The organism is Latilactobacillus parafuchuensis (assembly GCF_055271665.1).
Map to the genome: position 1 here is coordinate 383,724 of NZ_CM143875.1, position 12,673 is coordinate 396,396.

Sequence of the window (12,673 nt, forward strand, 5' to 3'; positions counted from 1 at the left end):
GCAGGTTCCTGCGCCTAGCTACAAATAGCGAATCATGACTAAAAATCAGTCATAATTCGCTATTTTAGGCTAATGCTCAGAACCTACCGCGAGGCCCAAGCACTCTTTCCAAAAGCACTCTTATTTGCTTAATAAGCTTGCTGCCGCTTCGTCTACGATGATTGTAACGTCATCGTGTAATTGAAGGGCACTTGCTGGTACGTCTGTTGTTTGTGGGCCTTCGACTGTGCCTTTGATGGCTTCAGCTTTAGATTCGCCGTAAGCGAATAGGACAATTTTCTTAGCTTTTAAGATTGAGCCAATGCCCATTGAAATTGCTTTAGTGGGTACGTCAGCTTCGTTTTCGAAGAAACGTGCGTTAGCTTTAATCGTTGATTCTGTTAATTGAACTTCTTGTGTGTTGCTATCAAATGATGAGCCGGGTTCGTTAAAACCGATATGCCCATTTTGACCAATACCCAAGATTTGGATGTCAACTGGGTTATCAGCAATCACTTGATCATAACGTTTTAATTCGGCAGGAATATCACTTGCAAGACCGTTTGGTACGTATGATTTAGCAAATGGTTTCTTGTTAAATAAGTTTTCTTTCATGAAATAATGATAACTTTGATCATTTTCAGCTGGCAAGCCAACATATTCATCTAAGTTAACTGATGTACATTCTGTGAAATCTAAATCGCTAGCAACCACTTTTTGGTAGAAAGCAATTGGTGAACTCCCTGTTGCTAAACCGAAAACTTTGGCATCGTTAGCCAAACCTGCTTTAAAAATTTCAAAGCCTTTTTGAGCGCCTTCAACTTGATCTTTTACTTTAATAATTTTCATCATTATATTCTCCCTTTGTTCTGAATTCAAAGAACCATTGGTATAGTCCAATTATAAACGCCCCTATTTTAAAATGCAAGCTTTTTTATACTAAAAAACGGCGGATAAATTGGTATACCTGGGAGTTAGCGTTTTCTCAATAATCCCCAATTTTTGGCAACTGATGCCTCGTCAAATTTTTCATTTATCTTACAAATTGAAAATCGGGTATGATAATGAGATGAACTATTATATAATATTGGACAGTATGAGAAAAAGGTGGCGTATTATTTGAAAGAGCCAAAGCAGCGTTCTGACCAATGGCAGCAACGAGCACGCAAGTTTCTCGCAGTGAGCCGCACTAAAGTCAATCACTTCAGCCAGAAGGCTAAAGCTAAATTACAGCGAATTTTTCATGTACCGTCTAAACCAAGTCGCAGTCAACAAACCAAAGCGCAAAAAAGAGACTATATTCAATCACTTAGCCAATCCAGTTGGTTATTTAAGATTAACGTCGGTCTGGCAGCCATTAAAAGTATCATCCTTTATGGGATTTCAATCGGCTTAATTCTATTTGCCTTAGTCGCCGGAATCGGTTCTGGTTACTTCGCAGCATTGATGAAATCTGAACCAATCCCCAGTTATCAAGTCTTGAAACAACAACTCGATAACACCGATCAGGCGGCTGGCCTATACTTCGACCAAAACGTTAAATTCGGTTCGATTAAAACCGATTTAGTTCGGACACCCGTTAAAATTGATCAGATGTCCCCTTATTTAACCGATGCGATTGTCGCAACGGAAGATGAAGACTTCTATCAACATTCCGGAGTCGTGCCTAAAGCCCTCTTACGTGCGGTTATTTCCGAAGTCACTGGCTTTGGTTCACAAACCGGCGGGTCGACGCTAACGCAACAATTGATTAAGATGCAAGTCTTAACCTCACAGGTGACTTTCAAACGAAAAGCGACTGAAGTTCTCCTTGCGCTACGTGTGGACAAATATTTCACTAAAAAAGAAATTTTACAAGATTATTTAAACGTCGCTACTTTAGGTCGCAATAATAAAGGCCAAAATATTGCCGGCGTCCAAGAGGCAGCGCAAGGCTTATTCGGTAAAAATGCTAAAGACTTATCGTTAGCAGAATCAGCGTTTATCGCTGGCTTACCCCAAAGTCCTTCAGTTTACACCCCTTATGATCAAGATGGGACTTTAAAAGATCCCGAATATTTAAAATACGGACTAGACCGGAAAGACACTGTTTTATTCCGGATGTATCGTGATCACCGAATTACCAACACCGAATACAAAGCTGCTAAAAAAGTTGATTTAACCTCAGAGTTCCAAGCAAAAACGGAACCCGAATCAACTTCGAAGCGTTACGGCTACGTCTATAATTTACTTGAATCACAAGCGACTGATATTATGACGAAACAATTAGCTAAAGAAGCTAATATTTCAACGCAGAAACTTAACAGCGACAATACGTTATACCAACAATATCAAACACAAGCAACGGAACTATTAAGTACCAAGGGGTATCAAATCCATAGTACGATCGACAAAGATATTTATGATTCAATGCAAAATATTGTTAAAGAGCAAAGTAGTACTTTTGGCTATACCTATACCGATACTGAAACTGACGCCGTAACTGGTTTGCAACAACAAGTCTCCTCCCCCGTTCAAAATGGGAGTGTCTTGTTGGACAATCAAACTGGGAAAGTCATCTCGTTTGTCGGTGGTCGTGATTTCTCATTGAAACAAACTAATTACATGTTAACGAAGCGCTCCCCTGGATCAACCATTAAACCATTATTGGTTTATGGTCCTGCAATTGATCAAAAATTGATTGGTTCTAAAACCATGCTCGCCGATTTTAAAACCAACTTTAAAACTTATGCGCCGACCGATTACGGTGGCACAATTCAGAATAAATTCATCCCAGCCGATACGGCATTAGCCCAATCACTCAATATTCCGACCGTTAATTTGTACAACGAACTTCGTAAAACAAGTGATCCGTCTGAATATATGAGTAAGATGGGCCTCAACTTGCCCGCTAATGACTATACACAACTCGGACTTGCCCTTGGTGGCACAAGCGACGGGGTCAGCGTCTTAGACCAAGCCAGCGCCTTTTCAACGTTTGCTGATCAAGGCCAACACGTCGACGCTTACGTCATTGATAAAATTACCGATCCCGCTGGTAACGTTGTTTATCAACACAAGACCAAGAAAACGAAAGTCTTTTCAAAGGCCACTTCATATATCATGAATCAAATGTTATCTGGCGTATTGACCGATGGGACGGCCTCAACGTTGTCTGATCAACTCTACTTCAACACAAATAATTTGGTTGGTAAAACCGGGACTTCTAACGATAACCGTGATATTTGGTTTATCGGGAGCACCCCAGGGATTACGCTCGCGTCTTGGATGGGCTATGACAGTACTGGTCGGAATTTAACCGATAGTGCCAGCAGCATCAACGAACAATATTGGGCTAAATTAGCCAATAGCGTTTATCAACTCGATCCAGATTCAATGAAACTCGAAAACGACCGTGAAAAACCTAGTACCGTGATTTCAAGTAAGGTCCTCAAATTAACCGGTCAATTACCGGGATCAGTTTCACTCAACGGCACAACTAAAGCCCTAGATGGCACCACGACAACTTCGCTTTATAATAATTGGACACCACCGGCAACAACTTATGAGTTCGGAGTTGGCGGTTCGACTAAGAATTATCAAACGTTCTGGAACCACTATTTAGGCTATAACAACGGCTACGGTTCAATTACTTATAGTACCGCAGATGAACTCGATCCAACGGCGGATAATAAGACAACCGCTAGCTCAAGCAGTTCAACTTCTGATTAATCAAATTAAGACAGAAAAAAAGAACATCCCTGATAACCAATACTGGCTATCAGGGATGTTCTTTTTAAGTTGCTTAATGTTTCGTTGATTGACGATCAACAATGCTGTATGGCAATAGAATCGTCTTATCCGTAATTTCTTCTTTGTTCATCATCTTCGTTAAGAGACGCATCGCTACCGCACCCATATCATATAATGGTTGTGAAATTGACGTCATTTGTGGCCGTAACATTTCAGTTAACTTCGTATTGTTACTGGTAATTAATTCGAAATCAGCTGGAATTTGAACGCCCGCATCAACGGCGCCGTCAAGCACACCAACGGCTAATTCGTCATCACTAACGACCGCTGCAGTTGCGCCAGCCGCTTGAACTTTAGCAAATAATGCTTCGCCAGCATTGTAGCTGTATTCCGTTTCGAAGATTAAACTTTCGTCATAGGCAATCCCAGCTTCGTTCAAAGCTTCTTTATAGCCATGTAAACGATATTTACTGTTGATTGGGAATTGGAGGTTACCACAAATGAAGGCGACCTTCTTATTACCGTTATTGATTAATTTCAACGTTGCATCCTTAACAGCATCAACGTAATCAATATTCACACTACCAACTTGTTCGTCTGGATCGATTGAACCAGCAAGGACGATTGGTGTTTTAGAACGTGAGAATTCGGCCCGGATTTCATCTGAAATACTGTGGCCCATGTAAATTAAACCATCAACTTGTTTTGCCAATAGCGTATTTAACACTTGCACTTCTTTTTGGTTGTTTTCGTCTGAGTTCGCTAAAATGATGTTGTATTTGTACATCGTTGCCACATCGTCAATCCCACGAGCAAGAGATGCAAAATAAATATCACTAACATCCGGGATAATGACCCCGACTGTCGTTGTTTTCTTACTAGCCAAGCCTCGGGCAACGGCATTTGGACGGTAATCTAAACGGTCGATAACCTCTAAAACTTTTTTACGCGTTGCTGGTTTCACATTTGGATTGCCATTGACAACACGAGAGACGGTTGCCATTGAAACGTCGGCTTCACGAGCGACGTCGTAGATTGTAATTGTTTGTTTTTCCATGATAAATGATTCCTTTCATTTGATGAAATTAAAAAATATAATATTTTCATTGTTTTCATTATTCTTCTTGACTAACTTAACAAAGTTTTAAAGCAAATGCAAGCGGTTAACAACTTTTTTCATGAAATTTACATTTTTGTTTTCATTTGACGTTTACATTACCGTTTACATTAACTGTGATATACTAATTTTATCAATTGTAAAGGACGTGCTTTAGATGAACAATCAATTAGCTCAATTACAAAATTGGGTTGTCGAACAGAACTTAGATGTCGCTTACATCAGTAATCCGACCGACATCCTCTATTTCACAGGTTTTGAAAGCGACCCGGCCGAACGTGTTTTAGCGTTATTCGTATTCGCGGACAAAGACCCATTCCTATTTACACCACAACTTGAAGTTGAATCCGCTAAAAAAGCGGGTTGGACCATGGACGTCTATGGTTATCTCGATCATGAAGACCCATACGCCATCATTGCCGACCAAATTAAAAAACGCGTGGCAAATCCCACTCGTTGGGCACTTGAAAAAGATGACCTACCCGTTCAACGCTATGAAGCGATTTTAGGCCAATTCCCAGATGCCACTTTCCCTGGCAACGCCTCACGCTTCTTAGAAAACTTAAAATTAATTAAAACGCCGGCAGAAATTGCTTTAATGGAAGCAGCCGGCCGTGAAGCCGATTATGCTTTTGAAGTCGGCTTTAACGCCTTAAAAGCTGGTAGAACGGAACAAGACATTGTTGCTGAAATCGAATATGCGATGATGCGTAAAGGCGTCATGCACATGAGTTTTGACACCATCGTTCAATCAGGCATTAACGCCGCTAACCCACATGGTGGCCCTGAAGCCAACATCTTAACCCCTGACGCCCTCGTCTTATTCGATCTTGGGACATTGCATAAAGGTTACATGAGTGACGCTTCTCGGACTGTCGCTTTTGGCAAACCAGATGCAAAATCATTGGAAATCCATAAGGTTTGTCTTGAGGCCAACTTAACCGCCCAAGCAGCGATTAAACCCGGCGTCACAGCCGCTCAATTGGATAAAATTGCCCGTGACGTGATTGCCAAAGCCGGCTACGGCGAATACTTCATTCACCGTTTAGGCCACGGGATTGGGACTTCAGAACATGAATTCCCATCAATCATGGAAGGCAACGACATGCTGATCAAACCTGGCATGTGCTTCTCAGTTGAACCTGGTATCTACATCCCAGGTGTCGCTGGCGTCCGAATTGAAGACTGCATCCACGTCACAGAAACAGGCTCAGAATCATTCACCCACATGACAAAAGAACTACAAACATTCTAAGAGTGCTTGGGCCTCACGGTAGGTTCTGAGCATTAGCCTAAAATAGCGAATTATGACTGATTTTTAGTCATGATTCGCTATTTGTAGCTAGGCGCAGGAACCTGTGAGCCCATGCACGTTTTGAAAGAGCGCTGACTCAAGTTGGTTAGGCTTTGAGGATTAACCTAAAAACAGGCATTATGAGCGGTTTTTTGCTCATGATGCCTGTTTTGTAGTTAACCGGAAAAGACTACTTGAGAAGCACGTTTCGACTAGAGTGCTGACTTGAGCGCTTAAACTTTGAGCATAACCTAAAAATATCCCGGATGGTTGCTTTTTAACCATCTGGGATATTTTGTAGTTAGGCGGAAAAGTCTGCTCAAGAAGCACGTTTTGGGAGGAGTGCTGACTAGAGTGCTTGGACCTCATGGTAGGTTCTGAGCATTAGCCTAAAATAGCGAATTATGACTGATTTTTAGTCATGATTCGCTATTTTTTAGGCTAGACAGCAAAAAAAGCCTAATCAAAATTTGATTCGGCTTTTTAACATATCGCTTATTTATCTGTTGGTTCAACTGTTTCGGTTGCTTCAGCTGGTTGAGTTGCTTCTTCTGCCACTGTTTCAGCAGTTTCCACTAAATCATCTTTGGCCTGTCCAAAAGCACTCTTACCGTCGATTACGATGTCATCAAAATCATCTTTAGTTGGGTCTAAACTACTCCCAAATTGTGATTTTAAATCAGCCGTTTTTTCATCGAAATGCGCTTTGGCTTGTTCCTTAATGTCGATGGCATTATCTTGCCAGTCATTTGCGTAATCTTGCGCGCGGTTTACGTGAACCTTGGCCCCGTTTTTTAAATCTTCGGCAGTCTCACTCATTAAATAATAGTAATCTTGGGCACGGTCGGCTAAGTCGTCACCTAAATCGGCTAACTTAGCTTGTAATTCCTTGCCAGTCTTGGGCGTTAACAATAATGTTGCACCAATGGCTGCTGCGCCACCTACTAAAACACCTAATAGAAAATGTCCTTTTTTTGCCATAATTATGACTCCTTATCCGTTGTTTGTTTTTTATTTTGATAAAACTTTAACGCGCTCGCACTAATTTTAGAAGCCATGGTCGCTTTAGCAGCGGTCTTGCCCACGCTAGAGACCTTCGTGGTTAAATTCCGACTAGCCGCGTTTAAATCTGCGACACTTTCGCCTAAATCACCGGCCGCTTTAAAAACAGGATCTAAGTTAGCCACTTTGCCGTTCACATCATCTAACAATACATTGGCTTTGTTTAATAAGCCTTCAACTTCTTTTGCTAATATATCCACGTCTTCAGTAATAACTGTGACACTTTTATTGGCTTCTGCCACAGTTTGCGTTACCTGCGTCAGGACCTTTGTGATTTTTAATAACATCACAATGAGAAAAACAACTAAAACTGCAAAAGCCCCTGCTGCGATTAACGCAGCAATTTGACCACCCGTCATTGATTTGTTCCTCCTATTTTTGTCATCTATTATCTCGGTTCTCAATCTATAGAATAGCATTAATTAAAACAACCTTCAATTATCGACCTTATTTTGATGTCATTATTTTAAAACATTTGCTAAACTAGAACTATGTTCAATAAAGGAGTCTGCACAAAATGCCCATCTATTTATTAACTGCGACACCGGTAGCCGCTGTTCAACGGCAATCGAATATTCTGATTCGCTACATGACCAGTATCGATTGGGATCATCTGTTAAGCACTTTTGTCACCGGGCTTTTACAAATTATCTTCTTATCGGTTTTATTTTATTTAATTAACCGGATTGGTAAATTTGCGATTCGCCGGACTTTTCGTAAATACCGCCAATCAGATAATTTGGCCAGTAACCGGATGAACACTATTTTCACGTTGACGATTAACGCATTTTCCTACTTACTGATTTTCTTTTATCTGTATGCGCTACTCAGCGTTCTTGGCGTTCCCGTTGGTACGTTAATTGCCGGGGCCGGGATTTTCAGTTTAGCGATTGGCTTGGGGGCCCAAGGCTTCGTCAACGATATCGTGACCGGCTTCTTCATCTTAGCCGAACAACAATTCGATGTCGGTGATATTGTTAAAATCGGTTTGGTCGAAGGCACCGTGACTGCGATTGGCTTGCGAACCACGCAAGTCCAAAGTTTAGACGGTACCTTAAATTTTATCCCTAACCGCAACATTTCGATTGTCAGCAATCTCTCCCGTTACAACATGCGCGTGTTAATCGAAATTCGAATTACGCCCGAAACTGATTTACAACAACTCGTTGAGGTGATGCAAACAGTCAACGAGCGTTTAGTCCCCGAACATCCCGAAATCAAGGATGGTCCCACCAATCTGGGCGTCACCACTTTGAAAAACGGGCTCTTAACCTATCAAGTGGTCATGCACACCCTCAACGGATCGCAAACAACGATTCAACGTCTCTTTTTACAAGCGTACCTCGAAGCTTTGCAAGCAGCCGGTGTTACTTTGCCTGCTAGTCCGCTAACACTAACGAACTAACACTCAAAAAAAGGAGCAACACTTATGCCCATCATTAATCTAATTAAAGGCGCGCTAATCGGCGTCGCCCTCGTCATTCCTGGTTTATCTGGTAGTATCTTCGCCGTGATCGTCGGTCTCTATGAACCATTACTAGCCGCCATTGCCCAATTCAAAAAGGATTGGCACAAGGCAATCATCTTCTTAGGCCCAATCGGCATCGGTGCCGGCATCGGGATTTTATTATCGACCAAGATTGTTTTATGGTTATGCACCGCTTATCCACTGGCCGCTTATAGTTTCTTTATCGGTCTCGTGATTGGCAGCCTACCATTCATCTGGCGCAAAATTCACGGTTTCAATTTTTCAAAAATTGCGATTCTAATCGGTGCGGCACTAATTATGTTGCTCCTGACTAAAATCGGTGGTCATCAAAGTGAATCCGACATCGCGATTCGCCAATTAAGTTCACTCGCCGATTTTGGCACCTTACTCTTCGCCGGTTTCTTCTCCGTATCATTAATGCTGATTCCCGGTATTTCAGGTTCTATCATGTTGATGATTATTAAACAATACGGGACCGTTTACCACGCGGTCAGTCAATTGCTCGATCTACTGGTGTACCTCGTGACCGGACGGTGGGCGCAAGCACAACAAGCCGGTCAAAGTGTCTTGTTATTGTTACCATTCATGATTGGGGCCTTAATCGGGACCATCATCGTCGCTAAGCTCATGCACTACTTATTAGCGCATTATGCGGAACACGTTTATGCAGGCGTCTTAGGCGTCGTATTAGCGGCCATCTGGATTCTCGCTGAAACTGGCGTCGCACCTGCATGGCCCATCGGCTTAACAATATTGTCACTCATCGGAATCATTTTGTTAATCTTAGTAATGATTATCGTAGGCGCGATCGCAACGATTTACTTTGATCGGGCTTAGGTGCTGGCATTCACGGTAATTCTGACAAACGGTAATAACAGCCCCAAAGACCAATTCGTTCATAACGGATTGGTCTTTTTTGATGCCCTTAACTAGTATTTTCAATAACATTACAAAAGCTTTACGCAAATTACCCACGGTTTTTACAATGCTATTGCATACTAGAAATTGTTCGATGAGACTGACTTAAAAGGAGATCATTCAATGTCACAGATTAAATGCGTCATATTCGATTGGGCCGGAACGACTGTCGATTTCGGTAGCCTAGATCCCGTCATGGCTTTCCAAGCAGCGTTTGAAAAAGCGGGTATCCCGGTTAGTAGTGCCGCGATTCGCCAAGATATGGGGATTGAAAAACACGAACACATCGCGCAACTCTGCCAACAACCAGCCATCCAAACCGCTTGGCAAACACGTTACCACCGTTTGCCGACAATTGAGGATCAACAAACCCTCTTCAACGATTTCGAAACGGCTTTATTGAAACGCCTCTCAGAACAAACCCAATTAACCCCCTTCGTTTTAGAAACGCAGGCTAATTTACGCCAACAACACATTCAAATAGCGACGACCACCGGTTACACACGGCCGATGTTAACCTTAGTCGCACAACAAGCGGCTAAATTAGGTTACCAACCAGACTTAATGTGCTCTAAAGAAGATGTCGCACAAGGCCGGCCTAGTCCCGCCATGATTAACCACATTCGCCAAACCTTGCAACTGCCCGATCCGCAATCAGTCATTAAAGTCGGCGATACCGTCGTTGACATGCTTGAAGGTCAAAATGCCGGTGTCATTACGGTCGGCGTACTCGAAAGTAGTAGTTTAGTTGGCCTTTCGGTAGACGAATTAGCGGCCTTATCCCCTGACCAACGAACCGTCTTACTCGACCAAGCCAAACAAACCTTATTAGCTAACGGCGCAGACGCTGTGATTCTCAATCTCAGCGAATTAGCACCACTGATTGCCAGCTACCAAAACACAGCCGTTCGGGAGGTCCAATAAAATGCCACAACCTTACTTACTATTAACGCCCGGACCACTGAGCACCTCCGACACCGTCAAAGCCGCCATGCAAGTCGATCTCAGCACTTGGGATAGCGATTATCTGGCGATTACCGAACGGATTCGCAGCCAACTCTTAACCTTAGCCGGTGTGAGTGCGCCCGATTACTCAGCCGTTTTATTGCAAGGTAGTGGCAGTTACGGCGTCGAAGCCGTCTTGAATACCCTCTTACCCAAACAATCAAAAGACGCCTGCCTGATGGTCGCTAGCAACGGCGCTTACGGTGCTCGCATTGCGGAGATGGCCGATCGACTCCAAATTAACCACGTCGATTTAATCGTCCCTGAAACAAAACCCGTCACCGCGGCATTAGTCACCGCCTTTTTAGACCAACACCCCGAAGTCACCCATTTTGCAATGATTCATTGTGAGACAACGACCGGCATTTTAAATCCGATTGAAACGATTCTACCCCAAGTGAAAGACCGTGGGATTATCACGATTGTCGATGCAATGAGTAGTTTCGGCGGCATCCCCATCAACTTACTTGATTTAAAAATTGATTTTCTAATCAGTAGCGCCAATAAATGTATTCAAGGGGTGCCCGGATTCGCCTTCGTGATGGCCAATTGTGCGATTCTCGAAACTTGCCAAGGTCGGTCGACCTCTCTATCGCTCGACCTTTATGACCAACACATGAGTTTCAAAATGCATCCCGGTAAATGGCGCTTCACTTCCCCAACCCATACCGTCTTGGCGTTCGATCAAGCCTTAAGTGAACTAATCGCTGAAGGTGGCGTGGCGCAACGTTACCAACGTTACACTGCCAATCAACGTCAACTGGTTAATGGCATGCAAGCCCTTGGTTACCAAGCGTTGTTGCCGACTGCGGTGCAATCACCGATTATTACTACGTTTAAAACCCCGAATCCCGATTTTGATTTCAACCGTTTCTACCAAGCATTAAAAGACCGACAGTTCGTAATTTATCCCGGTAAAACAACCGTCGCACCTTCGTTTCGGATCGGCACGATTGGCGTCGTCGATCAACCTGAAATTTCAGCATTATTAGCCGCAATTGAAAGCACCCAAAAATTAACCCACTAAGGAGTTTCATCTCGTGAAAAAGAAAACAATTCTAACCAGCCTATTTTGTCTATTGGCGATTTCAGCCGGTTTAATCGGTTGTGCCAAGCAAAACGCCCAATCGACGAGTCAAAAAACGTTAACCATGGTTTTCTATCCGAACGAATCCGCTAAGAATTTCAACGCCTCACGGGCCGAAATTCAACACCAAATCGAAAAAGCAACCGGCAAAAAAGTCAAAATTCAAACGACGACCGATTATAACGTCGCCATCGAAGCGATTACTTCTGGCAAAGCCCAACTCGCTTTTATGGGACCTGAAGGCTATGTCCAAGCTAATAACCGCAACAAGGCCGTTCAACCCTTAGTCGCCCTCTCTGGCGCATCTGGCACGCTCAAAGATGCTAGTTACCGTTCGTATTTCATGGTGCCGAAAGACAAGGCCGCTGATTATCAAAAGGACGGCCAGTATTCAATTGACAATATTAAAGGCAAAAAAATTTCGTTTGTCTCCGTCAGCTCCACATCAGGTTACATGATTCCGGTCGCGACCATCAAACAACAATTCAAACTCAAATCGACCGATGAATTATCGCAAAGCGGCCATTTCTTCAAATCCGTTTTATTCGGTAATTCGCACCAAGGTTCGGCCGTCAACCTCTTTAAAGGCGATGCCGATGTCGCCGTCTTCGATGATATCGATACGAGTGCTTACATCGATGTCGAACAAGGCAGCTGGTCTAAAGTCGGTTCAACCTTCAAGGTCAAAGCCAACGCCACAGCACCGTTCACCGATGTTCGCGGTCTTGAAAGTGTTTCGATTGCCGTTAACCCCGTCCAAAATGGGCCCTTTGTCGCTAACACGAAAGTCTTGAGTGCTGCTGATCAAAAGAAAATCACGGCCGCCTTTACCAGCAAAGAAATGACGGCGAATACGAAGATTCTATCGCCAGTTAACGCTAAAGTCCCCGCTATCTGGAAAAAAGAATCGACTAAAACCAAATTATTGAAAGTCACTGATGACTGGTACAAACCAACGCACCAACTCGTTCAAGATAACTAAATTTGAAA

Annotated in this window: 11 protein-coding genes; 7 read left to right on the top strand and 4 right to left on the bottom strand. The window is 43.1% G+C overall.

The genetic code is table 11. From position 1 onward, the window contains the following. Positions 1 to 120 precede the first annotated feature (120 nt). The gene (locus ACVPPQ_RS02220) at positions 121 to 828 is read right to left on the bottom strand and encodes a glucosamine-6-phosphate deaminase (RefSeq protein ID WP_463495406.1); all 708 of its coding nucleotides are present in this window, start codon (positions 826 to 828) and stop codon (positions 121 to 123) included. A gap of 270 nt (positions 829 to 1,098) precedes the next feature. Here ACVPPQ_RS02220 and ACVPPQ_RS02225 point away from each other — a divergent pair, with 270 nt between their 5' ends. Further along, on the top strand, positions 1,099 to 3,690 hold the full coding sequence (locus ACVPPQ_RS02225) for a transglycosylase domain-containing protein (RefSeq protein ID WP_463495408.1): 2,592 nt from the start codon (positions 1,099 to 1,101) through the stop codon (positions 3,688 to 3,690). Between the two features lie 73 nt (positions 3,691 to 3,763). Here the strand turns inward: ACVPPQ_RS02225 and ccpA are convergent, their stop codons facing one another. Then, complete coding sequence (ccpA, locus tag ACVPPQ_RS02230; protein WP_025083468.1) at positions 3,764 to 4,768, bottom strand: catabolite control protein A; 1,005 nt, start codon at positions 4,766 to 4,768, stop codon at positions 3,764 to 3,766. A 217-nt stretch (positions 4,769 to 4,985) separates the two neighbouring features. Between ccpA and ACVPPQ_RS02235 the strand changes: the two genes are divergently transcribed. Further along, a complete protein-coding gene (locus ACVPPQ_RS02235) occupies positions 4,986 to 6,083 on the top strand; it encodes a M24 family metallopeptidase (protein ID WP_463495410.1) in 1,098 nt (365 codons plus the stop codon). 534 nt (positions 6,084 to 6,617) lie between these two features. Here the strand turns inward: ACVPPQ_RS02235 and ACVPPQ_RS02240 are convergent. Together ACVPPQ_RS02240 and ACVPPQ_RS02245 are read right to left on the bottom strand one after the other, a co-directional pair. Beyond that, the gene (locus tag ACVPPQ_RS02240) at positions 6,618 to 7,103 is read right to left on the bottom strand and encodes a YtxH domain-containing protein (RefSeq protein ID WP_025083466.1); all 486 of its coding nucleotides are present in this window, start codon (positions 7,101 to 7,103) and stop codon (positions 6,618 to 6,620) included. Positions 7,104 to 7,105: 2 nt separating this feature from the next. Further along, positions 7,106 to 7,543: a DUF948 domain-containing protein gene (locus ACVPPQ_RS02245; protein ID WP_025083465.1), complete on the bottom strand. Its 438-nt coding sequence runs from the start codon at positions 7,541 to 7,543 to the stop codon at positions 7,106 to 7,108. Between the two features lie 158 nt (positions 7,544 to 7,701). Here ACVPPQ_RS02245 and ACVPPQ_RS02250 point away from each other — a divergent pair, with 158 nt between their 5' ends. From ACVPPQ_RS02250 to ACVPPQ_RS02270, 5 genes are all read left to right on the top strand, one after another. Further along, positions 7,702 to 8,589, top strand: coding sequence for a mechanosensitive ion channel family protein (locus tag ACVPPQ_RS02250; RefSeq protein ID WP_463495413.1), 888 nt, complete (start codon positions 7,702 to 7,704; stop codon positions 8,587 to 8,589). 30 nt (positions 8,590 to 8,619) lie between these two features. Further along, on the top strand, positions 8,620 to 9,510 hold the full coding sequence (locus ACVPPQ_RS02255; protein ID WP_463496320.1) for a DUF368 domain-containing protein: 891 nt from the start codon (positions 8,620 to 8,622) through the stop codon (positions 9,508 to 9,510). 204 nt (positions 9,511 to 9,714) lie between these two features. Beyond that, on the top strand, positions 9,715 to 10,515 hold the full coding sequence (gene phnX, locus ACVPPQ_RS02260) for a phosphonoacetaldehyde hydrolase (protein ID WP_463495415.1): 801 nt from the start codon (positions 9,715 to 9,717) through the stop codon (positions 10,513 to 10,515). A 1-nt stretch (position 10,516) separates the two neighbouring features. After that, positions 10,517 to 11,623, top strand: coding sequence for a 2-aminoethylphosphonate--pyruvate transaminase (gene phnW / locus ACVPPQ_RS02265; RefSeq protein ID WP_463495417.1), 1,107 nt, complete (start codon positions 10,517 to 10,519; stop codon positions 11,621 to 11,623). A 13-nt stretch (positions 11,624 to 11,636) separates the two neighbouring features. Then, entirely contained in the window at positions 11,637 to 12,665 is a 1,029-nt protein-coding gene (locus ACVPPQ_RS02270; RefSeq protein WP_463495419.1) for a phosphate/phosphite/phosphonate ABC transporter substrate-binding protein, read from the top strand. Positions 12,666 to 12,673: the final 8 nt, after the last annotated feature.

Coding starts and splice junctions, on each gene's coding strand:
- ccpA (WP_025083468.1), bottom strand. CDS start 4,768: ATGGAAAAACAAACAATTACAATCTACGACGTCGCTCGTGAAGCCGAC.
- phnX (WP_463495415.1), top strand. CDS start 9,715: ATGTCACAGATTAAATGCGTCATATTCGATTGGGCCGGAACGACTGTC.
- ACVPPQ_RS02245 (WP_025083465.1), bottom strand. CDS start 7,543: ATGACGGGTGGTCAAATTGCTGCGTTAATCGCAGCAGGGGCTTTTGCA.
- ACVPPQ_RS02250 (WP_463495413.1), top strand. CDS start 7,702: ATGCCCATCTATTTATTAACTGCGACACCGGTAGCCGCTGTTCAACGG.
- ACVPPQ_RS02220 (WP_463495406.1), bottom strand. CDS start 828: ATGAAAATTATTAAAGTAAAAGATCAAGTTGAAGGCGCTCAAAAAGGC.
- phnW (WP_463495417.1), top strand. CDS start 10,517: ATGCCACAACCTTACTTACTATTAACGCCCGGACCACTGAGCACCTCC.
- ACVPPQ_RS02240 (WP_025083466.1), bottom strand. CDS start 7,103: ATGGCAAAAAAAGGACATTTTCTATTAGGTGTTTTAGTAGGTGGCGCA.
- ACVPPQ_RS02235 (WP_463495410.1), top strand. CDS start 4,986: ATGAACAATCAATTAGCTCAATTACAAAATTGGGTTGTCGAACAGAAC.